At 69.9% G+C, this 23,643-nt stretch carries 20 protein-coding genes; 14 read left to right on the top strand and 6 right to left on the bottom strand.

Annotated features, from left to right (window positions below):
- Window positions 1-10 precede the first annotated feature (10 nt).
- Window positions 11-1,183 carry a thiolase family protein gene (locus G3I56_RS32715; protein ID WP_164415363.1) on the top strand — a complete coding sequence of 391 codons (1,173 nt, stop codon included), beginning with the start codon at window positions 11-13 and terminating at the stop codon, window positions 1,181-1,183.
- A 197-nt stretch (window positions 1,184-1,380) separates the two neighbouring features.
- Here the strand turns inward: G3I56_RS32715 and G3I56_RS32710 are convergent, their stop codons facing one another.
- Window positions 1,381-2,859 carry an aldehyde dehydrogenase family protein gene (locus tag G3I56_RS32710; RefSeq protein ID WP_164415361.1) on the bottom strand — a complete coding sequence of 493 codons (1,479 nt, stop codon included), beginning with the start codon at window positions 2,857-2,859 and terminating at the stop codon, window positions 1,381-1,383.
- 204 nt (window positions 2,860-3,063) lie between these two features.
- Here G3I56_RS32710 and G3I56_RS32705 point away from each other — a divergent pair, with 204 nt between their 5' ends.
- On the top strand, window positions 3,064-4,341 hold the full coding sequence (locus G3I56_RS32705) for an amidohydrolase family protein (protein WP_164415359.1): 1,278 nt from the start codon (window positions 3,064-3,066) through the stop codon (window positions 4,339-4,341).
- 105 nt (window positions 4,342-4,446) lie between these two features.
- Here the strand turns inward: G3I56_RS32705 and G3I56_RS32700 are convergent, their stop codons facing one another.
- Both G3I56_RS32700 and G3I56_RS32695 read right to left on the bottom strand, forming a co-directional pair.
- Complete coding sequence (locus G3I56_RS32700; protein ID WP_164415357.1) at window positions 4,447-5,508, bottom strand: LLM class flavin-dependent oxidoreductase; 1,062 nt, start codon at window positions 5,506-5,508, stop codon at window positions 4,447-4,449.
- Between the two features lie 87 nt (window positions 5,509-5,595).
- Window positions 5,596-6,369, bottom strand: coding sequence for an enoyl-CoA hydratase/isomerase family protein (locus G3I56_RS32695; protein ID WP_164415356.1), 774 nt, complete (start codon window positions 6,367-6,369; stop codon window positions 5,596-5,598).
- Window positions 6,370-6,496: 127 nt separating this feature from the next.
- Between G3I56_RS32695 and G3I56_RS32690 the strand changes: the two genes are divergently transcribed.
- Genes G3I56_RS32690 through G3I56_RS32680 form a run of 3 tightly spaced genes read left to right on the top strand, consistent with a single transcriptional unit; the run spans window position 6,497 to window position 9,409 of the window.
- Window positions 6,497-6,808: a hypothetical protein gene (locus G3I56_RS32690; RefSeq protein ID WP_164415354.1), complete on the top strand. Its 312-nt coding sequence runs from the start codon at window positions 6,497-6,499 to the stop codon at window positions 6,806-6,808.
- Window positions 6,809-6,823: 15 nt separating this feature from the next.
- Complete coding sequence (locus tag G3I56_RS32685; protein ID WP_164415351.1) at window positions 6,824-8,323, top strand: fatty acid--CoA ligase family protein; 1,500 nt, start codon at window positions 6,824-6,826, stop codon at window positions 8,321-8,323.
- Between the two features lie 60 nt (window positions 8,324-8,383).
- Complete coding sequence (locus G3I56_RS32680; RefSeq protein ID WP_164415350.1) at window positions 8,384-9,409, top strand: phosphotransferase family protein; 1,026 nt, start codon at window positions 8,384-8,386, stop codon at window positions 9,407-9,409.
- Between the two features lie 93 nt (window positions 9,410-9,502).
- On the opposite strand, the gene G3I56_RS32675 is transcribed toward G3I56_RS32680, so the two are convergent.
- Together G3I56_RS32675 and G3I56_RS32670 are read right to left on the bottom strand one after the other, a co-directional pair.
- Complete coding sequence (locus tag G3I56_RS32675; RefSeq protein ID WP_164415349.1) at window positions 9,503-10,249, bottom strand: glucose 1-dehydrogenase; 747 nt, start codon at window positions 10,247-10,249, stop codon at window positions 9,503-9,505.
- Window positions 10,246-11,580 (bottom strand): acyl-CoA dehydrogenase family protein, encoded by a 1,335-nt coding sequence (locus G3I56_RS32670; RefSeq protein WP_164415348.1) that lies wholly within the window; start codon window positions 11,578-11,580, stop codon window positions 10,246-10,248. Before G3I56_RS32670 ends, G3I56_RS32675 begins: the two co-directional genes overlap by 4 nt.
- 115 nt (window positions 11,581-11,695) lie before the next feature.
- Between G3I56_RS32670 and G3I56_RS32665 the strand changes: the two genes are divergently transcribed.
- The 9 genes from G3I56_RS32665 (at window position 11,696) to G3I56_RS32625 (ending at window position 22,112) form a co-directional block, all read left to right on the top strand.
- Window positions 11,696-12,928, top strand: coding sequence for a CoA transferase (locus G3I56_RS32665; RefSeq protein ID WP_164415347.1), 1,233 nt, complete (start codon window positions 11,696-11,698; stop codon window positions 12,926-12,928).
- Window positions 12,929-13,055: 127 nt separating this feature from the next.
- Window positions 13,056-14,255: a cytochrome P450 gene (locus G3I56_RS32660; RefSeq protein ID WP_164415346.1), complete on the top strand. Its 1,200-nt coding sequence runs from the start codon at window positions 13,056-13,058 to the stop codon at window positions 14,253-14,255.
- Window positions 14,252-14,755: a VOC family protein gene (locus G3I56_RS32655; protein ID WP_343240115.1), complete on the top strand. Its 504-nt coding sequence runs from the start codon at window positions 14,252-14,254 to the stop codon at window positions 14,753-14,755. Before G3I56_RS32660 ends, G3I56_RS32655 begins: the two co-directional genes overlap by 4 nt.
- 50 nt (window positions 14,756-14,805) lie before the next feature.
- Entirely contained in the window at window positions 14,806-15,939 is a 1,134-nt protein-coding gene (locus G3I56_RS32650) for an acyl-CoA dehydrogenase family protein (RefSeq protein WP_164415489.1), read from the top strand.
- A gap of 178 nt (window positions 15,940-16,117) precedes the next feature.
- Window positions 16,118-17,632 (top strand): fatty acid--CoA ligase family protein, encoded by a 1,515-nt coding sequence (locus G3I56_RS32645; protein WP_164415341.1) that lies wholly within the window; start codon window positions 16,118-16,120, stop codon window positions 17,630-17,632.
- The gene (locus tag G3I56_RS32640; protein ID WP_343240114.1) at window positions 17,629-18,954 is read left to right on the top strand and encodes a MaoC family dehydratase N-terminal domain-containing protein; all 1,326 of its coding nucleotides are present in this window, start codon (window positions 17,629-17,631) and stop codon (window positions 18,952-18,954) included. The genes G3I56_RS32645 and G3I56_RS32640 overlap by 4 nt, the downstream gene beginning before the upstream one ends.
- A 2-nt stretch (window positions 18,955-18,956) precedes the next feature.
- Window positions 18,957-19,721: a crotonase/enoyl-CoA hydratase family protein gene (locus G3I56_RS32635; RefSeq protein WP_164415339.1), complete on the top strand. Its 765-nt coding sequence runs from the start codon at window positions 18,957-18,959 to the stop codon at window positions 19,719-19,721.
- A gap of 85 nt (window positions 19,722-19,806) precedes the next feature.
- Complete coding sequence (locus G3I56_RS32630) at window positions 19,807-20,958, top strand: CaiB/BaiF CoA-transferase family protein (RefSeq protein ID WP_164415337.1); 1,152 nt, start codon at window positions 19,807-19,809, stop codon at window positions 20,956-20,958.
- An 11-nt stretch (window positions 20,959-20,969) separates the two neighbouring features.
- A complete protein-coding gene (locus tag G3I56_RS32625; protein WP_164415335.1) occupies window positions 20,970-22,112 on the top strand; it encodes a thiolase family protein in 1,143 nt (380 codons plus the stop codon).
- Window positions 22,113-22,244: 132 nt separating this feature from the next.
- On the opposite strand, the gene G3I56_RS32620 is transcribed toward G3I56_RS32625, so the two are convergent.
- Window positions 22,245-23,441 carry an acyl-CoA dehydrogenase family protein gene (locus tag G3I56_RS32620; protein ID WP_164415333.1) on the bottom strand — a complete coding sequence of 399 codons (1,197 nt, stop codon included), beginning with the start codon at window positions 23,439-23,441 and terminating at the stop codon, window positions 22,245-22,247.
- Window positions 23,442-23,643 lie beyond the last annotated feature (202 nt).

The raw sequence follows: 23,643 nt of genomic DNA, 5'->3' as shown, positions 1-23,643 counted from the left end.
TCTGAATTGCATGGTTGATGCCGTGCTTCTCTCCGCGTGCCGTACCGCGATCGGGACCGCCCGACGGGGGACCCTGCGGGACACCAGCGCCTTCGACCTCGCCACCGTCGTCGTGCGCGAGGCCGTCTACCGCAGTGGGCTGCCGCTGGAGACGATCGATGACGTGGTCCTCGGCGAATCCCTCGCCGGGGGCGGCGACATCGCCCGGTACGCGGCTCTTCAGGCCGGACTGACCCACGTACCCGGATTGGCCCACAACCGGCACTGCGCCTCCGGGCTGGCCAGCGTGGCCACCGCCGCCGGGAGCGTACGGGCCGGAATGGACCGTGTGGTCGTCGCGGGCGGCACGCATTCGTCGTCCACGGCGCCGGTGGCCCGGTGGCGGATCCCGGGTACCGACGACTGGCAGGACCCCTGGATGGCGCCGACCCACGTTCCGACGCCCGAGGCCCCCAACAACGACATGGGCGTCCTCGTCGGCTGGAACACGGCCCGGCTGGCCGGCCTCACCCGCGAGGAGATGGACGCGTGGGCGCTGCGCTCGCACGAGCGGGCCGTACGGGCCATCGACGAGGGCCGGTTCCACGACGAGATCGTGCCGGTGAAGGTCATGGGGAGGGACGGGGTGACCTCGGCCTTCCACATCGACGAGCATCCTCGGCGCGACACCACCGGCGAGAAGCTGGCCGCGCTGAAGGTGCTGCACCCCGAGATCGAGGGGTTCTCCATCACGGCGGGCAACTCCAGCGGGATCAACGACGGCGCGGCGGCGGTCGTGGTCGCCGGTTCGGACGTCGCCGCCGCGCACGGCCTGACGCCCCTGGCGACCGTACGGTCCTGGGCGAGCGTCGGCGTGGACCCGGTCGAGACGGGGCTGGCGCCGATCGCCGCGATCCGCAAGGCACTCGGCCGGGCCGGACTCGGTGTCGAGGACGTCGACCTCTTCGAGGTCAACGAGGCGTTCGCGGCGGTTGCCGTGGCCACGACTCGTGAACTGGGGCTCGACCCGGAGCGGGTGAATCCGTTCGGGAGCGGATGCAGTCTCGGCCATCCGATCGCGACGACGGGAACTCGCATGGTGGTGACCCTGGCGCACGAGTTGCGCCGCAGAGGAGGGGGGACGGCGGTCGCGGCGATGTGTGCGGGTGGGGGGATGGGATCGGCGATGGTGCTGACGGTGTGACGGGTGTTCTTGGGGTGCGGGTTTGTTGTGGTTGGTCGCGCAGTTCCCCGCGCCCTTTTCGGGGCGACAAAAGAGAAGGCGGCGCAGCCGGCATCCTCTTTTGGGGGCGCGGGGCCGTGTCGATATGCGGCTCCGCCGCGTGGGCGCGACCAGCCCCCACCGGGCCGCGGCCGAAGAACCGCTCACCCAGCGGAGCGCTACCGTGCCGCCCAGCTGACCGTCTTGGTCTGCAGATACTCGTCGAGCCCGAACTCGCCCCACTCCCGGCCGAGTCCGCTCTGCTTGTACCCGCCGAAGGCGGCCCGTGGGTTCACGCCCGCGCTGCCGCCGTTGATCGTCACCCCGCCGGCCCTGACGCGCGACGCGATCTCGTGGGCGGCCACGGTGTCGGCGCTCCAGACGGCGCCGGCGAGGCCGTACGGGCTGTCGTTCGCGATCCGGACCGCCTCCTCGTCGCTGGCGAACGGGATGACGACGCCGACCGGCCCGAAGAACTCCGTACGCGCGACGGTCATGCCGTTGTCGACGCCGGTGAAGAGGGTGGGTTCCACGAAGTAGCCCCGGTCGAGGCCCGCCGGGCGTTTGCCGCCGTGGACGATCCGGGCCCCTTCCTCCTCGCCGACGCGGATCAGCTTCTCGACCTTGTCCCGCTGGGCCTCGCTGATCAGCGGGCCCATGGTGGTGGCCGGGTCCGCCGGGTCGCCCACCCGGACAGCGCCGAGACCCTCGCTCAGCCGGGCGACCAGTTCGTCGTGGACGGACTCGTGGACGAGCGTGCGGGTCAGCAGCGAGCAGCCCTGTCCGGCGTGCGTGGTGATGCCCGCCAGCGCGGACCGTACGGCGCCGTCGAGGTCGGCGTCGGCGCGGACGATACTGGCCGACTTGCCGCCGAGTTCGAGGACGACCTTCTTCAGGGAGGCCGAGGCCTGGGCGTAGACCGTGCGCCCGACGGTGTCCGACCCGGTGAAGCTGACCAGGTCCACCATGGGGTGGGTGGTCAGCTCCCGGCCGGCCTCGATGTCGCCGGTGACGATGTTCAGCACGCCCGGGGGCAGTCCGGCGGCGTCGGCGAAGTCGCCGATCAGGAGGGACTCCAGAGGAGTCGCGGGCGCCGGTTTCAGTACGGCTGTGCAGCCCGCCGCGAGAGCCGGGATCACCTTCATCATGCTGAGGAAGAAGGGGAAGTTGTAGGCGGAGATCAGGGCGCACACGCCGAACGCCTCGCGGCGCAGCACTCCTTGGGAGATGCCGATGCCCGGTGCGACGGTGGGCTGCATCGGGCGCTCCCAGGCGAACGTCGGCATGACCCGCTCCGCCATGTCGCGCAGGTGCGCCACCGGCACGCGGGTCTGCAGGCTCTCCGCGAGCGGACGGACCGATCCCGCCTCGGCGATGTTGACGGCGACGAGGTCCGGGAGTCGGCGCTCCATCTCCTCGGCCATACGCAACAGCACCGCGGCCCGCTCGTCGGGCTTCAGCCGGGGCCATGGGCCCTCGTCGAAGGCCCGGCGCGCCGCCGCGACGGCGCGCCGCACATCCGTGAGCGAGGACTGGGGGACCTCGGCGATCAATTCCTCCGTCGCCGGATTGCGCACGACGAGCGACGCTTTCGAATCGCCGTCCGTGTAGCGCCCGTCAATGTAGAGCTGCGAAGAGAACGAGTAGGCCGTTGTCATGTAGTTGAGTGTACTTAATTGCAGGCGTGAGGGAAGAGTGTGCGGTGATCAGCCCTGAGTCAGGCGTCCGTCAGGGTTCTTGAACGGGGCGGGCCGCTAATCCGTATGCTGAATCATTGACTAGACCGATCGGTACAGGTAACTTCGGCCTCATCCGCGGGGTGGATTCTGCGCGAACAACGATGTTCGAAAGAGGTACCGCCTGTGTTCAAGGAATTCGTCGTCTCCGGCGATTCACACATCATCGAGCCGGTCGATCTCTTCAAGACCCGGCTCCCCAAGAACCTGCGTGAACGGGCCCTCTGGGAAGAGGAGTTCACGCTCGACGAGCCGATCGTGCCGGGCGGGCACACGGAGTTCAAGAAACTGCACACCATCGGGTTCGACGGCTGGACCATCTCCAAATACCGTCAGACCGGCGGGGAGACCCCGGACGGCGATCCCGAGCACATCCTCCGGGACATGAACATCGACGGCGTCGACGCCTCGGTGATGTTCCCGAACCTCTCGCTGTTCGTCCTGTTCACCGACGATCACGAACTGTCCATGGCGCACGCCCGCGTCTGGAACGACTACCTGGTCGAGCGGTATCTGCCGTACAAGGACCGGCTGCGCCCGACGGCGGCGATCCCGCTGACGAACGTGCCCGAGGCCGTCGCGGAGATCGAGCGGATCGCGCGGCTGGGCCTCGGGGCGATCCTCCTGCCGGAGATCCCGCCGCTGCCCTTCTACTCGCGGGAGTACGACCCGGTCTGGGCCGCCGCCCAGGCGCACGGGCTGCCGGTCTTCATCCACGTGGCCACCGGCGGGGTGAAGGTCAAGGAGGCGGTGTCCGAGACGGCGGTCACCGTCCGGGGCCTGATGAACGCCATGAACATGGGCAAGGGCAACCTGACCGACGACATGGTGGCGGGCCGCACCATGGGCTTCGCGGTGGGGTCGGCCGTGGCCGGTCCGCAGGGCATCATCGCCGGCCTCGTCGGCGGCGGAGTGTGCGAGCGCTTCCCCGACCTGCACTTCAACCTGATCGAGTACACGGCCGGCTGGCTGGTCTCCTTCATGGGCTACATGGACAAGGCGTGGAAGACCGGCACCGGCCAGGACCCCGACTGGTGGCTCGGCTTCTGGGACGACAACCGCCCCCCGACCGAACAGCCCTCCATGGGGCGGCTGTTCGCCATCAACGACAAGTGGCCCTACCCGCTCAAGCCCACCGAGTACGTCCGGCGCCAGATCCACGTGCAGTTCGCGGACGATCCGACCGCCGTCAAGGCCCGCCACATCACCGGCCTCTCCACGGTCATGTGGGGCAACGACTACCCGCACGCCGAGGGCACCTTCCGCGACAGCGCCGAGTGCATCGCGGAGAACTTCGACGGAGTCCCGGACGAGGACCGCGCGGCCATCCTCGGCGGCACGCTCGCAGACGTCGTGCACTTCGACAAGAGCAAGAAGCTCGCGCCGCTTCCGCAGGACGCCTGAGCTGCCTGATCCGCGGCTGATCCCGGCCGGCCGGCGGTGCGCCATGGACCGGCCCCCGGAGTGTGAGTGTCCACGCTCCGGGGGCCGGTCGCTCGCGTGCGTGAATCAGGGGAATTCCGGAACATCCGGTACAACCGGTGTGTCCGGCGCATCCGGCGTGTCCGGTACAGCGCCGATCAGGGCGAGGGAGGCCCGGGCGTACGCGGCCCGTCGCCGCCCGCTCACCATGAAGCTCGGGGGCGCGAAGTAGCCGACGTCGCGGGGGAGGGAGCCGGCGCGGCGGACGAGGGCGTCCTTCGCCTCGGTGGTCGTCCCGCAGACGGCGATCCCGGCGACCATCTCGTCGGTGACCGCCCGGGCCATGGCATCGGTGTCGCCCATCCGGAACGCGGCGCGGAGTCGGGCGACCGGTTCCTCCCAGCCGTGGTGGGCGACGTAAGGGTCGTACGTCTTCACCGTGAGGTAGAAGGCGATCATCCGGCGGGCGTCCGCGACGGCGCGTTCGGGCGCGGAGTCGTCAACTGCCGTGATGATCCAGCCGTGTTCGAGAAAGCGCGGCTCCGGGTCGCCGCCGGCCGTGCTGCCCGCGCCACGCTCGACCGAGGGCCGTACGACGTCGTTCCACCAGGAGGAGGTGAACAGCCCGTGCCCGATCACTCCGTCGGCGACCCGACCTGCGGTCGCGGCCATACCGGTGTTGAACGCGGCGAGCAGGACCGGGATGTCCAGCCGGCCGAGCACCGGCGCCCGGACATCGGCGTCGAGCGAGTAGAACTCCCCGGAGTAGCTGACCCTTTCGCCGTTCTCGGCGTGCAGCCACGCCCGCACCGCACCGATCGTCTCGGCGATCCGGGCCACCGGCCGTTCGGCGGGTACGCCCAGCCAGTCCCGGTTGATCCTGAAGGCGGCGCTGCCCAGACCGAGGAACAGTCGGCCCGGCGCCTGCGCGTGCAGCTGGCGCAGGGCGGTGGCGTGCGCGTAGGGCGTGCGGGCGAACGCGTAGGCGATGGCGGGACCAGCAAGGGCGTGTTCGGTGTTCGCCACGATGTCGGCCACCGTGAGGTAGGCGTCGTGGTCGACGAACTCCCCGGCGCAGAAGGCGCCTGCACCGGCCTGCTCGGCCTCCCGAGCGACGTCCCGGCCGGGCCAGGGCATGCCGAACAACATGGAAGCCTCCCCTTCATGACCTTTATGGTCTCTGCGATCCCTGCGATCTTTATAAAGTGCACTCTTTTGATGCAGGCTAAGGGAGTGTCAGCGCAGTGTCCACTGCGCCCGGGGCACCTCGGCACGGTCGATCTCGGCTTTCCCGACGGGGTTGCCGATCTGTGTGTACGACAGTCCGGTGCGCAGTGCCTGGGTGCGCGTCGAGTCGAGCGACTCCCAGATCGCCCGGACGGTGCCCTGGATCGCGGCGGGCGGTTTGGCGGCGATGATGCGGGCGATGCCGTCGGCGCGCTCCCACAGTTCCGCACGTGGGAGCACCTCACTGACCAGGCCGATCTGCAGGGCGCGGGCCGCCGACACGCGCTCGTCCAGGCCGAGCAGTGCGATGCGCAGTGCCTCGCCGAGGGGGATGCGCCGGGCGAGGCCGATCGGCTCCAGGGCCGCGGTGAGTCCGTAGCTGACGTGCGGATCGAAGAAGGTGGCGTCGTCGGAGCAGATCACGATGTCGGCCTCGTTGAGCCAGTAGAAGGCGCCGCCGGCGGCCATCCCGTGCACCGCGCAGACCAGGGGTTTCCACACCTGGTTGAGCTTCGGCGAGAGGAACTCCCCGGGGTCGGTCTGCGACCAGACGTTGGGGTGGCGGTCGATGCCCTCCTTCACGTCCATGCCCGTGCAGAACGCCCGCTCGCCCGCGCCCCGCAACACGACGACGTGCACGTCGTCGTCTGTCCTGACGGTCTGCCAGAGGGCGGAGAACTCCTCCAGCATCCGCTGGTTGAAGCCGTTCATGACCTCGGGCCGGTTCAGGGTGATCGTGGCGACGTGGTCGGTCACCTCGAACAGGACGGTCTTGAGTTCCACCCGGCACTCCGTTCGTCATGTTGTCTCAGTTCGTCGTCTCGTCATCTCGACGTGATCTAGGTAAGTAGTATACTTTTTTCTGGTCTTCGGGCACCGGAACGGAACAAGATCCGCGGAGGGACCTGCGATGAGGCCACGTGTGGGGCAGATGCTCGCCAGTACGGTCGACACCACGGCGGTGATCGTCGTTCGCTGCCCGGAGCAGGAGTTGGAGATCACCTGCGGCGGAGCGGCCATGGCTGAGGCGAACGGGCCGGGGCCCGCCGTCACCGGCACGGCCGACCCCGAGCTGATGGGCGGTTCCCTGCTGGGCAAGCGGTACGCCGACGAGGGCCTCGGCCTGGAACTGCTCTGCACCAAGCAGGGGCAGGGCACGCTGGCGGTGAACGGCGTACCCATGCCGATGAAGAGCGCCAAGCCGCTCCCGGCCTCGGACTGAGGGCGGGAACGGCTGATGAACATAGCGATGCTGCTGGACATGGCCGCCGAGGGATTCGACGACCGGGTCCTGATCGGGCGCACGGACGACGGGCTGACCGCCCCGCGACTGCGTGAACTGGCCGTCGGCGGGGCGCGGTCGGTGCGTGCGGCCGACGCCGACGCGATCGTGTACCTGGCGGTGAACGGCCCGGCCCTCCCGGTCGCACTGTTCGCCGCCGCCCGCGCCGGAGTCCCGCTGATCCCGGTCAACTACCGGCTGGGTGAAGCACAGTTGGACACGCTGCTGGCGAACCACCCCCGCGCCCTGGGCATCGCCGACCCGGAACACGGTGAGGCGTTGCGCCGGGCCGGGCTGGCGGTGCGCAGCCCGGACCAGTGGCTCACCCAGGTGGCCCAGGCTCCACCCACTCCGGGTGACGAGGAATCGGCGCAGTCACCCGACTCCCCGGCGGTCCTCATCTACACGAGCGGCACGACCTCGACGCCGAAGGGCGTGGTCCTGCGCCACCACAACCTCGTGTCGTACGTACTCGGCACAGTGGAGTTCGCCGGCGCGGGCCCGGACGAGGCAGCCCTGGTGAGCGTGCCGCCGTACCATATCGCCGCCGTGTCCAACGTGCTGACGAACCTGTACGCGGGGCGCCGTGCCCTGAGCCTCGACCAGTTCACTCCGGAGGGCTGGCTGGACCTCGTACGGCGGCAGCGCGTCACCAACGCGATGGTGGTGCCGACGATGCTCGCCCGCCTCATGGACACCGACGGCCTGGACCGATCGGTGCCCTCGCTGCGCGCGCTCGCCTACGGCGGGGCCAGGATGCCCGTACGGGTGATCGAGACCGCGCTGCGCGCCTGGACGCACGTCGACTTCGTGAACGCCTACGGGCTGACGGAGACCTCGTCCACCATCACGGTCCTGGGCCCGCAGGAACACCGGACGGCCGTCGCGAGCCACGATCCGGCGGTACGGGCCCGGCTCGGTTCGGCCGGTCTGCCGGTGCCGGGTGTCGAGTTGGAGGTCCGTGACGCATCCGGCGCGATGGCCGCCCCCGGTGAGACGGGGCAGATCTGGGTGCGCGGCGACCAGGTGTCGGGGGAGTACGCGGGGCAGGGTTCCTCGGTCGACGAGCGCGGGTTCTTCCACACGCGCGACCAGGGGCGGATCGACGCCGACGGCTATCTCCACATCGAGGGCAGGGCCGACGACACGATCATCCGGGGCGCCGAGAACATCGCGCCCGCCGAGATCGAGGACGTCCTGCTGCGTCACCCGGATGTGCTGGACGCGGTCGTCGTCGGTGTCCCGGACGAGGAGTGGGGCCAGCGCATCGAGGCCGTGGTCGTGGTCCGGGACGGCGCGGAGCTCGACGCCGGGGACCTGCGCGCACAGGTGCGCGGCACCCTGCGCGGCTCGAAGACGCCGGAGCGCATCACCCGTTGGGCCGAACTGCCCCGCACCCCGACCGGCAAGCTCGTGCGCCGCGACATCGTCGAGGCCCTGACTGCCGACCGTTGACCCGCTGACCGACGTACGCCGCTGCCAGGGCGTCGGCCGACAAGGATGAGAGACCGGTCCATGAGCACCGTCGCCAACAGCACCGACCCGATACCGGAGTTGACGCAGCGCACAGCCACGGCACTGCGCGGCTGGGCCCCAGAGGGCACGGTGGAGTCGGTCGAACCGCTCACCGGCGGCACATCGAGCCTCACCTACGTCGCCGAACTGGAGGGTGTCCCCGCCGGATACGAGCGTGTCGTCCTCAAAGTCGCCCCGCCCGGCCTCCAACCGGTCCGCAACCGGGACGTGTTGCGTCAGGCACGACTCATGCAGGTGCTGGCGGGCGTGCCCGGTGTACGGGTACCGAAGGTGCTGTTCTGGGAGAAGGGCGCACCCCCGGCCCAGCAGCCTTTCGTAGCCATGGAATTGGTACCCGGGGAGTGCGTGGAACCGGTGCTCGTGCCCCGGGGGACACTGCCCGCCGCACAGGTACGGGCCCGTGCCCTCGACGCGGCCCGGATGCTCGCCCACCTGCACCGAGCGGACCCCAAGCGGACCGCCCTCGCCGTGGAGCCGGTGGTCACGCCCGGCGCCGAGATCAACCGCTGGACCCGGGCGTTCACGACGGTTTCCGAGGACCTGCGCACCGGCTACGAGGCGGTCGCGGAACGGCTGCTCGCCACCGTGCCCGCCGCACTGATGCCGGTGTTCACCCACGGCGACTACCGGCTCGGCAACACACTGTGCGACGCGGACTCGGTCAACGCGGTCATCGACTGGGAGATCTGGTCGCTCGGCGACCCGCGGGTCGACATCACCTGGCTGACCTTCTTCACGGACGAAGCCCACCACCCGGCGTCCCTGTCGGAGCAGCCGACCGGCATGCCGGGCAAGGCCGAACTCATCGACATCTACGAGGAAGCGCGGGGCGAACGGCTCCCGGACCTGAGGTGGTTCGAGGCCCTGACGAAGTACAAGGAGTCGGCGGCCACCGCGCTCTTGATCAAGCGTGGCCGCAAGGCAGACCACTTGACGGACATGCACCGCAGAATGCTGCCGGCGCTGCCGGTCCTGTTGACCGAGGCGATGCAACTGCTGGGCTGAGGTGTCTGAGCGATCCAGGGAAAGCCGACCGCAGACCCGCGCCCCGACAGGGGCGCGGGGAACTGCGCGACCAGCCCCCACCGACCCGCAGTGTCAGTACAACCCGCCATCCACCCGAATCAACGCCCCAGTCGTATAACTGGACGCATCACTGGCCAGATACAGCGCCGTACTGATGATCTCCTCCGGCCGCCCAGGTCGCCCCACCGCACTACGCGTACTCTCCCGCTTCTCCTCCGGCCAGGCCTTGGAGATGTCGGTCAGAAACGGCCCCGCCGAGATCGTGTTCACACGCACCGTCGGCCCGTACTCCAAAGCGAACACAGTGGTCAGCGCATTCAACGCGGCCTTCGCCCCGGCATAAGGACCGAACCGCGGCTGCGGAAACAACGCTCCTGACGAGGAGACGTTGATGATCGAGCCGCCGTCCCCCGCCGCCATCCGCTCCCCGATCAGCGAGGCGAGCCGGAACGGCCCCTTGAAGTTGACCCCGATCACCTTGTCGAACAACTCCTCACTGGTCTCCGCCGACGACGGCGCCAACGGCGACATCCCGGCGTTGTTGACGAGCACGTCGACCTTCCCGAACTCCCCGTACGCGGCGTCGACGAGCAGACCGAGGTCGCCCCAGTGCCCCACGTGCGCCGCGACCGGCAACGCACGCCGCCCCAGGTCGCGCACCTCCTCCGCGACCCCCTCGCACGCGTCCATTTTCCGACTGGCGATCACCACATCCGCCCCGGCGCCGGCGAAGGCCCGCACCATCGCGCGCCCCAACCCCCGACTGCCCCCGGTGACGAGCGCGACCTTGCCGGACAGATCGAACAGGTCGCCGCTCACAAGTCCGCCCGTCGTACGTCCGCCCGCCCCGCGAGACCCTCGTCCTCGACGATGTGCGCGTACCGCTTACGCGCGGCCTCAAGCTTCGGTGGGATGTGCTCGCTCGGGAACAAGCCCTCCGCCGGCCGGTAGTTCTTCAACAGCCGCTTGGCGATCGTGGTGCGGTGCACCTCGGTGGGGCCGTCGGCGAGGGCGAGGTTCGGTGCGGCCATCCACCACTTGGCGAGCGGCAGTTCGTTGGTCGTACCGAGCGAGCCGTGCACATGCAGCGCGCGCTGGATGATGTCGTGCAGCACCTTCGCCGTCTGGACCTTGCACATCGCGATCTGGGTGCGGGCCGCGCCGTGCGGCTGGGTGTCGATGAGCCAGGCGGTGTGCAGCACGAGCAGCCGGAACTGCTGCAACTCCACCCAGGAGTCCGCGATGAACTGCTGCACCGCCTGCTTCTCCGCGAGCAGGGTGCCCTGCGTACGGCGGGACAGCGCCCGTTCGCACATCATGTCGAAGGCACGCGTGCACTTGCCCACCGTACGCATCGCGTGATGGACCCGGCCCCCGCCGAGGCGCGCCTGGGCGACCTTGAAGCCCTCGCCCGGGCCGCCGAGCATGGCGTCGAGCGGGACCCGGACCTGGTCGTAGCGGATGTAGGCGTGGATGCCCTCGTCGAGGTTGTCGCGTTCGTCCATCGTGCCGACGTTGCGCTTGATCTCGATGCCAGGTGTCTCGGCGGGCACGACGAACATCGACATACGGGCGTGCGGCGGCGCGTCAGGGTCGGTGACGGCCATGACGATGAGGAAGGCGGCGTAACGGGCGTTGGACGAGAACCACTTCTCGCCGTCGATCACCCACTCCTCCCCGTCGCGCCGGGCATGGCAGACGAACTCCTTGGGATCGGCGCCCGCCTGCGGTTCGGTCATCGAGAAGGTGGAGACGATGTCCCCGTCGAGCAAGGGCCGCAGATAGCGGGCCTTCTGCTCCTCGGTGCCGAACATGGCGAGGATCTCGGCGTTGCCGGTGTCCGGGGCGGCGGTACCGAAGACCGTCGGGGCCCAGTAGGAGCGGCCGAGGATCTCGTTGAGGTACGCGAGCCTGACCTGTCCGTACCCCGCGCCGCCCAGTTCGGGGCCGAGATGGCAGGCCCACAGATCCTGCGCCCGGACCTTGTCCTGAAGCGGCCGCAGGATCGCACGGGCCTTCCCGTTGCGGGTGTCGTACGGGTCGCCCCCGTGCGGGAACAGGAGGTCGAGCGGCTCGACCTCCTCGCGTACGAAGGTCGTCGCCCAGTCCAGCTTGGCCTGGAAATCGGGTTCGATCGAGAAATCCAGCATGACGAAAACAGTATACTTTTTACGGCCCTCGGTCCATACTGGAGCGCGTTCTTCGTTGATTGGGTATGCGCAATAGCGTTTCTCAGGAGCGTTCAGGCTCGGAGGAGTTGGTCCGATGCAGAGGCCCATGGAAGGTGTGCGGGTTCTCGAGGTCGCGCAGTTCACCTTCGTCCCGGCGGCGGGTGCCGTCCTCGCGGACTGGGGTGCCGACGTGATCAAGATCGAGCACGCCGAACGGGGTGACGGTCAGCGCGGCCTGGTGCGGGTGCTCGGGTACGACGCAGTCAGCAAGGAGTCGTCGTTCTTCCCGATCGTGGAGGGACCCAACCGCGGGAAACGCAGCGTCGGCCTCGCGCTGGAGAAGCCGTCCGCGCGGCGCGTGCTGGACGAACTCATCCGCAACAGCGACGTGTTCCTCACGAACTTCCTGCCCGACGCGAGGGCGAAGCTGCGCATCGACGTCGACGACGTCCGGGCGGTCAACCCGGACATCATCTACGTCCGGGGCAGCGGCTTCGGCGCCCGTGGGGAGGAGGCGCGCAAGGGCGGCTACGACAGCACGGCCTTCTGGGCGCGCGGTGGCAGCGCCGCCGGGGTCACCCCGGTCGGCGCGGACCGGATGATCCGGATGCCGGCCGGTGCCTACGGCGACGCGATCGGCGGCATGACCATCGCCGGAGGGATTGCCGCCGCCCTCTACTCCCGCGCCACGACCGGCGAACCGTCAGTCGTGGACGTGTCGTTGCTCGGTGTGGGCGCCTGGGCGACGCAGTTCACGGTCAACATGGCGCTGATGAACGGCGGCCCGCTCCCGGTGAACATCCAACCCCGGTACGGCTCGGCCACCAACCCCCTCATCGGGGCCTACCGCAGCTCGGACGGCCGCTGGATCGAACTGTCGATGCTGCAACCCGGCCGGTACTGGCCCGAGTTCTGCAAGCTGGCCGGCCGTGAGGAAATCGCCCGCGACGAACGCTTCGACAGCGCCGAGAAGTTGATGGCGAACGCCAGCGAGGCCGCCGAGATCGTCGCCGGGCTCATCGCGTCCCGCCCGTACGACGAGTGGGTCGAGATCCTCTCCCGGGGCGAGGGCCAGTGGGCGGCGGTGCAGAGCGCGTGGGAGGTCGGTCAGGATCCTGCGCTGCGGGCCAACGGTCTCATCGCCCCCGTCGTGGACGCCGAAGGGGTCGACCGTGAACTGGTCGCCAATCCCGTCCAGTTCGACGAGACCCCGGCCACCCTGACCCGGGCTCCCCTGTTCGCGGAACACACCGACGACGTCCTGCGCTCGCTCGGCATCGGCGAGGAGGAGCTCATCGCGCTCAAGATCGACGGGGCGGCGACGTGACCCCCGTAACGACCCCGTGCGAGACGACCCCGTACGAGACGACCCAGTACGAGCTGACCCGCACGACATGACCCCCGTACGGCGTGACGGCGGACGACGTGACGAACGTACGACGAGAGGAGCCGTGATGAGCACGACACTCGAACCCGAGGGAACCCATGAGGGAGTCCCCGCCTACCACTTCGACAACCGGCTCAGCGGACCGGTGCTCAGCCATCAACAGCGCTGGGACGAACTCGCCGTCACCCACTCCGGGTTCCGGAGCACCATCGCGCAAGGCTATTGGGTTGTCACCGAGAGCGAGGCGATCCAACGGGCACTCCAGGACTGGCGGACGTTCTCCAGCGAGTCGGTGACGGTGCTCAACCCGAATCCGCGGTTCCTGTGGATCCCGGAGATGCTGGACCCGCCCCAGCACACCGAGTGGCGACGGCTGTTGGGCAAGCACTTCTCCCCGAAAGCCGCCGCCGCCGACGAGCCGAAGATAAGGAAGATCGCCGGCGACCTGATCGACGGCCTGAAAGACGCCCAAAGCGCCGATGTCCTCGACGCCTTCGCCCGCCGGTTCCCGACCCGGATCTTCATGGACCTGATGGGCCTGCCGGCGGAGGACCTCGGCCAGTTCCTCCACTGGACACACGACCTGCTGCACCTGACCTACGGCGAAGACCCTGACGGACAGCGGCAGTTGACGGCCATGAACGCCGTGTCTGACTACTTCGACGAGCAGATCGCCCTGCGCCGCGAGGCCCCGCGCGACGACCTGCTGTCACGTGCGATGACCTGGACGATCGACGGCGAGAAGATCAGCGACCGGGACATGCACGCGTTCTGCGTCCTGTTCTTCCAGGCGGGCTTCGACACCGTCCCGATCTCGCTCGGCTGGGCGCTCTACCACTTCGCCACGCACCCCGAGCAGCGTGCGGCGATCGTCGCCGACCCCTCCCTCGTCCCCACCGCCGTGGAGGAGATCCTGCGCGTCTACTCGCCCGTCGTCCCGGCCCGCAAGGCGACACGGGACGTCGAGATCGGCGGCTGCCCGGTCCGCGCCGGCGACATGGTGATGCTCCCGGTCGCGGTCACCAACCGCGACCCCGGACGGTACGACAACCCCCTGGAGGTGGACCTGCACCGGGACACCACCAACCACATCGCCTTCGGCTCGGGCCCGCACCGCTGCCTCGGCTCGCACCTCGCCCGCCTGGAACTCAACGTGGCGATCGAGGAATGGCACCGGCGCATCCCGGACTACGAGGTCGAGCCCAGCCAGGGCATCGAGGCGCACGGCAACATGTACGGCATCAAGCAGCTCCGGCTCGCCTGGTGAGCGCCGCGACGGACCGTCCGCTCAGCGCGGCCGACCTCTACCACACGGGGATCGTGGTCTCGGACGTCGACGAGTGGAAGACCCGGCTGACAGAGGTTGCGGGCTACCGGTGGACCGAGACCATGTACGCCGAACTGCCGGTCCGCCTCGCCGACGGCGAACGTGTGCTGCCTCTGCGCTTCGCGTACTCGCTCGACGCCCCGCACATCGAACTCGTCCAGGAGATCCCGGGGACACCGTGGACGGCGGCCGAGCACATCGCCACGCACCACCTCGGCTACTTCTGCGACGACGTCCCGGCGACGTCGAAACGGCTGGAGGAGGCGGGTTTCGCCCTTGAGGCCTGCGCAGTGATCGACGGAGCACCGTCGATCTTCGCCTACCACCTGGCGCCCTCCGGCCTGCGCATCGAGATCGTGGACCGCGCCCGGATGCCGGACTTCGCCGCCTACCTGCGGTCGAAGACGCCCCAACATACGTCCCGACAGACACCCCGGTGACAGCTGCCGTAGTGACAGTGGCGGCATTGACAGAGAAGGACACGACGTACGTGGCACCGGCCTTCACCACCTTCACCGAGGAGCACGAGGTACTCCGTTCGACGCTGCGCCGCTTCCTGGCGGACAAGGCGTCGAGCGAGGCGGTGCGCCGCTCGATGGAGTCCGAGGAGGGCCACGACCCGGTGCTCTGGCACCAGATGGCGGCCCAACTCGGCCTGCACGGAATCGCGTTGCCTGAGGAGTACGACGGTTTCGGCGGCGGCCCGGTCGAGTTGGGGATCGTCCTGGAGGAGTTGGGGCGGGTCCTGTTGCCCTCGCCGTACTTCGCCACCGTGGCCCTCGCCGGCCAGGCACTCACCGCGTCCGGCGACGACATGGCCAAGGCGCGCTGGTTGCCCCCGATCGCCGACGGCTCGCTGACCGGCACCCTGGCGCTGGCCGAGACGGGCGGGTCGTGGCGCGTCGAGGACGTGGCGGCCTCGGCGACGCACGACGAAAGGGGCGACACGGGCTGGCGGGTTTCGGGCACGAAGATGTTCGTGCCCGACGGCCACAGCGCTGACCTGCTGCTCATCGCCGCCCGCGCGGACACAGGCCCCGGCCTGTTCGCCGTGGACGGCACGGCGACCGGTGTGACCCGCACCCGGCTGGAGACACTCGACCCGACGCGGCGCCTGGCGCGGATCGACCTCGACGGGGTGACCGCAGTGCGGGTCGGCCCGGAGGGGGACGCCACGGAGTATCTGCGGGCCGTCGTCGACCTCGTGGCCGTTGCCCTGGCCGCCGAGCAGGTCGGCGGGGCACAGGCGTGCCTGGACGCAGCAGTGGAGTACGCGAAGGTCCGGGTCCAGTTCGGCCGTCCCATCGGTTCGTTCCAGGCGGTCAAGCACAAGTGCGCCGACATGCTCCTCCAGGTCGAGTCCGCCCGCTCGGCGGCCTACCGCGCGATGTCCGTGGCCGCCGGGGAACCGGACGAACTGCCGGTGTCCGCCGCGCTCGCCGCCGCGTACTGCGCGAACACCTTCACCCATGCCGCCAAGGAGAACATCCAGATCCACGGCGGCATCGGCTACACGTGGGAACACGACGCGCATCTGTACCTGAAGCGCGCGAAGTCGTCCGAGCAACTCTTCGGCAGCCCGGCGTCGCACCGGGCCCGACTGGCGGACCTGGTCGGGATCTAGAACGGCCCCAGGTGCGACGGCCCCCGGCACGGCCTTCGTGGGTCTCCGCACCGCAAGTTCAGGTCACTGAATTGCATAGATCTCGTCACTTTGGGCGGAAAATATGGGAATCCGTGACCTGGTGTTCGCTAATTCAGTGTACTTTATCGCTCTGATCTGGTGACGAAAGGCTCCTCCCGTGGGAATTCGCGACCGCCTGTCCCGGCTACTGACCGAGGCACCGGCCAACGCCGAGGCGATCGAGTACGAGGGCGACTGGTGGACCTGGGGGCAGATCCAGGCGACCGCGCGTGATGTCGTCGACGTGCTCGACGCGCTGGGGCTGCCCGCCGGTGGCCGCGTCGGCGTCGTCCTGGAGAACAGGCCCGAGCACGTGGCCGTGGTCGCCGCGGTGATCGCCTCCGGGCGCTGCCTGGTGATGCTGAGCCCCTTGCAGCCTGCCGCGCGCCTCGCCGCCGACATCGCGCGCTGTGAACCGCCCGTCGTCGTCGCCGGCGCCGAAGTCCTGTCCCGCGAGGGCGTGTTGGGTACGGTGACAGGTCGCGGCGCGGCCCTGGAGGCAGGCGCCGACGGCACCATCAGGCTCGCGGGCGGCACACCGTCCGCCGGGGCACCCGCAGCCGGCCTCGACGTCGCCGTGGAGATGCTCACCTCGGGCACCACCGGCCCTCCGAAACGCGTGCACCTGCGCATCGGACAGTTGGAACAGGCCCTCGCCTCCGGCGGCCAGACCCCGAAGGACGCGCGGATGCTGTCGAGGTCGGCGGCGCTCGTGGCCACCCCGCTCGTGCACATCAGCGGCCTGTGGCGGGCACTCGCCTGTCTCGCCACCGGTCGCCGCATGCTTCTCATGCCCAGGTTTGCCGTCGAACCCTGGGTGGGCGCCGTGGAGCGCCACCGGTTGCGTGCGGCGAGCCTGGTACCGGCCGCCATCCGCGCCGTACTCGACGCGGGCGTCCCGCAGGAGCGGCTGGCGAGCCTCCAGGTCGTCACGTCCGGAACCGCGCCCTGCCCGGCGGAACTCGCCGACGCGTTCTTCCATACGTACGGCATCCCCGTCCTCATGACCTACGGGGCCACCGAGTTCGCCGGAGCGGTGGCCGGATGGACGCTGCCGCTGCACGAGCGCTGGTGGCAGCGGAAAGCGGGCAGCGCAGGCCGCGCCTTCGCCGGTGTCGAACTGAGAGTGACCGGCGAGGACCACGTCGAGCTGCCCGTCGGCAGGCCCGGCACCCTGGAGGTCCGCACCGAGCAGAGCACCCGGGGCGGCCGGGCCTGGACGCGGACCAGCGATCTCGCCCGGATCGACGCCGACGGGTTCGTCTGGATCGAGGGCCGCACGGACGACGCCATCATCCGCGGCGGCTTCAAGGTGCAGCCGGAGACTGTCCGACGCGTCCTGGAGACCCACCCGGCCGTCCGCGAGGCGGCCGTCGCCGGCCTGCCGGACCCGAGGCTCGGCGAGATACCGGTCGCGGCGGTCGAGACCGAGCCTGACCTGCCGGTCCCGGACACCGCCGAACTCGTCGCCCTCTGCCGGTCCCGGCTCACCCCGTACGAGGTGCCGGCGCACATCGTCGTCGTCGACGCGCTGCCCCGGACCCCGTCGAGCAAGGTCAGCCGCGTGGATCTGCTGGAACTGGTCCGCGTCCGGCTCGCACAACAGGAGCGCGTCAAGGAGGAGCAGCGGTGACCGGCCCCCAGATGGACACCAAGACGGAAACCCAGTCGGATGCGCAGACGGGTACGCAGGAGAAAGCCGCCGAGCGGTTCGGCGTGCTGACGGACGAGGCGGTCGAGCGTTCCCGGTGCCGCCTGGGCGTTCCCCAGCCCCAGCACAACCCCCCGCACAACTACGAGGTGACCTGGGACGGCGTACGCCACTTCGCGTACGGCTACGGCGACGCCAACCCCCTGTACTGCGACCCGGACCACGCGGCCCGCACCCGCTGGGGCTCGCTCGTCGCACCACCCACGTTCCTCTACACGATGGGGGAGGACGCCGCCCCGAAGCCGGACCCGGAGACGAAGGCGCTGCTGAAGGGCGACCCCTTCGCCGGACTCGGTTCCTACCAGGCGGTGATGGAGTTCGAGTGGTGGCGCCCGCTTCAAGTGGGCGACAGATGCCGGGTGTTGCAGACCCAGGTGGGCGTCCATCTCAAGCGCAGCAGCTTCGGCGGGCGCACGGCACACGTCGTCCGCGACTACCTCTACGCCAACGGGCGGGGCGAGATGCACGCCCTGCGGCGGGGCACCTGGATCAACGCCGAACGGCACACGTCGAAGAAGCGCGCCAAGGAACACCTGGCGCAGGAGCCCTACACTGCCGACCAACTCGCCGAGATAGACGCCGCCTACGCGGCCGAGACCCGGCGCGGCGCCGAACCCCGCTTCTGGGAGGACGTCGAGATCGGCGACGAACTCCAGCCCCGCGTGAAGGGGCCGCTCACCACCACGGACGTGGTCGTCTGGCATCTGGGCTGGGGTATGCAGCTCACCCCGCCGGGGGCCTTCGGGATCGCCGCGCGTGTCCGGCGCAAGGTGCCGGGACTGTATCCGCCGAACCCGTTGAACATCCCGGACACCGTGCAGCGGCTGCACTGGGAACCCGAGCGGGCGAAGGAACTCGGGCTGCCGAACTCGTACGACTACGGCGGGATGCGTGAGACCTGGCTGTGCCATCTGCTCACCGACTGGATCGGCGACGACGGCTGGCTGTGGAAACTGCGCTGCGAGCACCGCAAGTTCAACTATCTCGGCGACACCACCTGGGCACGCGGCACGGTCGTAGACAAACGGCGGGTGGACGGGCGGGCCGAGGTGCACATCGAGGTGCGGTGCGAGAACCAGCGCGGTGAGGTGACCACGCCCGGAACGGCCGTCGTCCTGCTGCCGACCCGCGATCGTGCGGTCGACCTCCCGGCACCGCCGGCCGAGGACCTGGACGGCATGGTCGCCCATGAACTGGCCCAATTCGCCGTGACCGGCGATCAGTTGAACGATTCGCGGAGGTAGACGTGTCCGACGAGGTGCTGGTGGAGCGCCGAGGCGCGGTCCAGGTCATCACGATCAACCGCCCGGCGGTGAAGAACGCGCTGGACGCCGGGGTGGCCGCCGGAGTGGCGGCAGCGGTGGACGAGCTCGACGAGTCGGACGAGTTGAGGGCGGGCGTCCTCACGGGAGCCGGCGGCACGTTCTCGGCCGGAATGGACCTCAAGGCGTGGCTGCGCGGCGAGTCGCCCGCGATCGAGGGCCGCGGACTGTGCGGGATCACCCTGACACCCCCGCTCAAACCGCTGGTCGCCGCGGTCGAGGGCTGGGCTCTGGCCGGCGGCTTCGAACTCCTGCTGGCCTGTGACCTGGTGGTCGCTTCTCGCACGGCACGGCTCGGCGTCCCCGAGGTGCGACGGTCCCTGGTCGCCCGCGCCGGCGCGGCCCTCCACCTCCCGCGCCGCATCCCGTACGCCGTCGCGCTGGAACTGCTGCTCACCGGCGAACCGATCAGCGCGGTACGGGCGGCCGAGGTCGGCCTCGTCAACCGGCTCACCGACGAGGGCGGCGCCCTCGACGGCGCACTCGCACTCGCCTCGACCATCGCGTCGAACGGTCCCCTCGCCGTCGCGGCCACCAAGGAGATCGCGAGCCACGCCCCGGACTGGACGCTGGAGGAGGGGTGGGCGCGACAGTTCGAGATCGCCGCTCCCGTCTTCCGGTCGGAGGACGCCCGTGAAGGGGCCGCCGCGTTCGCGGAGAAGCGGGAGGCGGTCTGGAAGGGCCGCTGACACCGGCGTACTCGGTACGAAATCAAGTGCTCGGAATTGAGTATCCGTAATCGTGCGCAAATTGAACTGGGCTGGGAGGGTGACCATGACGACGGGACCTCTCGTCGGCTGCCGGGTCGTCGAACTCGGTGGCATCGGACCGGGGCCGTTCGCCGGGATGCTGCTCGCCGACCTCGGGGCGGAGGTCGTCAGGGTGGACCGGCCCGGTCGGGCGGACGAACCGGACGCGGGTGGACCGGCGGACGTACTCAACCGGGGGAAACGGTCGGTCGTACTCGACCTGAAGCACCCGGCCGGAGCCGCCGCGCTCCTCCAACTCGTCGAGCGGGCCGACGTGTTGACCGAGGGATTCCGCCCCGGTGTCACCGAACGGCTGGGCATCGGGCCGCACGACTGCCTGGCCCGCAACGCCCGCCTGGTCTACGGCCGGATGACCGGCTGGGGCCAGGACGGTCCGCTGGCCGCCGCCGCCGGACACGACATCACCTACATCGCGCTGACGGGCGCTCTGGGCGCGATCGGGGAGGAGGGCGGCCCGCCGCGCATCCCGCTCAACCTCGTCGGCGACTTCGGGGGTGGCGGCTGCTATCTCGTGATCGGCATCCTGGCCGCCCTGCACGCCGCCGCGCGCACAGGCAGGGGCCAGGTCGTGGACGCAGCCATCGTCGACGGCACCGCCCACCTCCTCGCCAGCACCTTCGGCAAGCTCGGGCGGGGCGAGTGGAACGACGAGCGCGGGGTCAACCGCTTCGACGGAGGCTGGCCCTTCTACTCCGTGTACGAGACCCGGGACGGCCGCCATGTGGCGGTCGGCGCGCTGGAGCGCAAGTTCTACCGGCGCCTGGTCGAGCTGCTCGACCTGGGCGTCGACCCGGACCGGCAGCACGACCGCTCGACCTGGCCGCAGCTGCGGCAACTGCTGGAGAAACGGTTCGCGGAGCGCACCCGCGACGAGTGGGCGGCCCTGTTCGAGGGCACCGACGCGTGCGTGGCCCCCGTCCTGAGCCTCACCGAGGCGGCAGCCCACCCCCACCTGGCCGCCCGCTCCACCCTGACCGCACCGGACGGTGTCGTCCAGCCGGCCGCCGCACCACGCTTCTCGGACACCCCGACCTGCCCCGCGACCACAGCGCCTGCGGTCGGCGCGGACACCCGCGCCGTGTTCAGGGACTGGCAGGTCGACGGCATCGAAGCGCTGCTGGACAGCGGTGCCGCAGCGCAACTCCCGACCGACTGAAAGGATTTCCCATGCGAGACGCCGTCATCGTCGACGCCGTGCGCGCCCCGATCGGCAAGCGCAACGGCTCGCTGGCCTCGGTGCACGCGGCCGATCTGTCGGCCGAGGTGCTCAAGGCCCTCGTCCGGCGCACCGGCATCGACCCCGGCACGGTGGACGACGTGGTCTGGGGCTGTGTCACCCAGATCGGCGACCAGTCCAGCAACGTCGGCCGGTTCGCCGTACTCGCCGCGGGCTGGCCCGAACACGTCCCGGCCGTCACCGTCAACCGGGCCTGCGGCTCCAGCCAGCAGGCGGTCGACCAGGCCGCGCACGCCGTGATGTCGGGCCAGTACGACCTGGTGGTGGCGGGCGGTGTCGAGACCATGAGCCGGGTGCCGCTCGGCTCGCACCGGACCACTGGACAGCCGTACGGACCCGCCGCCATCGCCCGCTATGACGGCTTCGAGTTCAGCCAGGGCGTCGGAGCCGAACTCATCGCGGAACGCTGGAAGTTGAGCCGTCACCGGCTCGACGAGTTCGCCTCCGACTCGCACGCCAAGGCAGCCGCCGCGATCGACTCGGGCGTCTTCGACGACCACGTCGTGCCGATCGAGGTGGACGGCACCAAGTTCACCGTCGATGAGGGGCTGCGGCGGGGCACGACCCCCGACACGCTGGCCAGGCTCAAGCCGTCGTTCAGGGAGGACGGCGTGATCCACGCCGGAAACTCCTCCCAGATCTCCGACGGCGCCGCCGCCCTGCTCATCACCACCCCGGAACGCGCCCGCGACCTAGGCCTCACCCCGATCGCCCGCTACCACACGGGAGCGGTGAGCGGCGCGGACCCGATCACCATGCTCCTGGGCCCGATCCCCGCGACCGAAAAGGTGCTGCGCCGCTCCGGGCTGTCCATCGAGGACATGGGCGTGTACGAGGTGAATGAGGCGTTCGCCCCGGTCCCGTTGGCCTGGCTGGCCGAGACGGGCGCCGACCCCGAACGCCTCAACCCCCTGGGCGGCGCGATCGGCGTAGGCCATCCGTTGGGCGGCTCGGGCGCCATCCTGATGACACGGCTGCTGGCGAGGATGCGCCAACAGGGCCTGAGGTACGGCCTCCAGACAATGTGCGAGGGCGGCGGCACGGCAAACGCGACGATCATCGAGCTGCTCTGATCCAGAAGGGGGTGCCCTGCTGCTGTCAGGGGCGCGGGGCTGTGACATTTACGGCTCCGCCGCGGGGCGCGACAAGCCACGACGGCGCAGCAGACGAAAAAACAACACATCGCGCCCCTTCTCGCGGAGCGCCTAGCGAGGCAACCCAAGCCCTCGCTCAGCAACCTGCGTACGCAAAACCTCGTTGGCCCCACCAGCAATGGTGTACGCCCGCGAGTACAGATGCGCGTCCTGCCACCACCCACCCGCCACAACTCCCGCGTCGCCCTCGACGAGCAACCCGTCAGTCCCTTGCAGCCGCAGCCCGAACTCGGCCAGATCATGGTTGAGTTCACTGAAGAAGATCTTGCCCAGCAGGGCGTCCCCCACCCCCTCCGTACCGTGCAGCATCCGCGACTGCGCCAGCGAGATCATCGCCGCGTTCACCTGCACCCGAGCCGCCAGCTCCCCGATCGTCTGCCGGGTGGCGGAGTCCTCCAGCGCGGGCCGGCCGCCGACCGGCGTCTCCTCCGCGAGCCGCACCAGGTCGTCCAGTACGGCGGACAACTCGGCGCCGCGCGCGGCCACTCCGGAACGCTCACGCCCGAGGCTGCTCATCGCCACCCGCCAGCCGTCGTTCACCCGGCCGATGACGTTCGCGGCCGGAATCCGGACGCCGTCGAGGAAGACCTCGTTGAAGTCGGTGGTCCCGGTGATCTCGCGCAGCGGCCGGATGTCGACCCCCGGGCTGCGCATGTCCAGCGCGAACGCGGTGATGCCCTTGTGCTTGGGCGCGTCCCCGTCGGTGCGCGCCAACAGGTATCCCATGTCGGCATGTTGACCGTTGGTCGTCCACACCTTCTGACCGTCGACGACGAACACGGCGCCGTCGCCGTCGGCCCCGCCCTCCCGGCGCGCCCGGGTCCGCAGCGAGGCCAGATCACTCCCCGCCTCCGGTTCACTGAACAGCTGGCACCACACGTCCTCGCAAGCCCGGATGCGGGGCAGGAAGCGAGCACGCTGCTCGTCGGTGCCGAAGTCGAGCAGGGCACCCGAGGCCAGCGAGGCCGCACCGACGGGCGGCCAGGTGCGGGCGCGGGCGATCTCCTCGGCGACGACGAACGGTTCGAGGGGGTGGGAGTCGGGCCGGCCGCCGTACTCGGTGGGCCAGTCGACGCCGAGGAAGCCCGCCCCGTACAGCTTCGCGGTCCACTCCCGGATTTCCGGCATCAGTTCCGGCTCCGGGGCGCGCACACCGGAGTGGGTCTTGACGCCGGGCGCGTGCTCGGCGACGAAGGCCCGCACCTTCCTCCGGAACGCCTCGAGTTCGGGGGTGGACTCCAGTCGCATCGCTGCCGGCTCCTCAACGTCGTCGTCATGCGCACGATCTCGAAATGAGGGTACTCTAACCGTGCTGAATGTCTCTCGCCAGAGACCTCCGGAGACCAGGAGCAGAACGGGAAACGCCGATCCGATCTCGGCGTCAGGCACCCGCCTCGCACGTCACCCGCGCCACCGACGAATAGACTGGGGATCCGCAATATCCCCGCTG

Origin of the sequence: Streptomyces sp. SID12488 (assembly GCF_010548275.1) — a bacterium.
Taxonomy (GTDB): domain Bacteria; phylum Actinomycetota; class Actinomycetes; order Streptomycetales; family Streptomycetaceae; genus Streptomyces.
Note: the sequence above shows the minus strand (reverse complement) of the source record. Positions and strands in the feature narration are given on the sequence as shown.

Excerpts from the sequence above, each read along its gene's own strand:
- G3I56_RS32715 (WP_164415363.1), top strand. The coding sequence starts at position 11 with ATGGTTGATGCCGTGCTTCTCTCCGCGTGCCGTACCGCGATCGGGACC.
- G3I56_RS32710 (WP_164415361.1), bottom strand. The coding sequence starts at position 2,859 with ATGACAACGGCCTACTCGTTCTCTTCGCAGCTCTACATTGACGGGCGC.
- G3I56_RS32700 (WP_164415357.1), bottom strand. The coding sequence starts at position 5,508 with ATGTTGTTCGGCATGCCCTGGCCCGGCCGGGACGTCGCTCGGGAGGCC.
- G3I56_RS32690 (WP_164415354.1), top strand. The coding sequence starts at position 6,497 with ATGAGGCCACGTGTGGGGCAGATGCTCGCCAGTACGGTCGACACCACG.
- G3I56_RS32685 (WP_164415351.1), top strand. The coding sequence starts at position 6,824 with ATGAACATAGCGATGCTGCTGGACATGGCCGCCGAGGGATTCGACGAC.
- G3I56_RS32680 (WP_164415350.1), top strand. The coding sequence starts at position 8,384 with ATGAGCACCGTCGCCAACAGCACCGACCCGATACCGGAGTTGACGCAG.
- G3I56_RS32670 (WP_164415348.1), bottom strand. The coding sequence starts at position 11,580 with ATGCTGGATTTCTCGATCGAACCCGATTTCCAGGCCAAGCTGGACTGG.
- G3I56_RS32665 (WP_164415347.1), top strand. The coding sequence starts at position 11,696 with ATGCAGAGGCCCATGGAAGGTGTGCGGGTTCTCGAGGTCGCGCAGTTC.
- G3I56_RS32660 (WP_164415346.1), top strand. The coding sequence starts at position 13,056 with ATGAGCACGACACTCGAACCCGAGGGAACCCATGAGGGAGTCCCCGCC.
- G3I56_RS32630 (WP_164415337.1), top strand. The coding sequence starts at position 19,807 with ATGACGACGGGACCTCTCGTCGGCTGCCGGGTCGTCGAACTCGGTGGC.
- G3I56_RS32625 (WP_164415335.1), top strand. The coding sequence starts at position 20,970 with ATGCGAGACGCCGTCATCGTCGACGCCGTGCGCGCCCCGATCGGCAAG.
- G3I56_RS32620 (WP_164415333.1), bottom strand. The coding sequence starts at position 23,441 with ATGCGACTGGAGTCCACCCCCGAACTCGAGGCGTTCCGGAGGAAGGTG.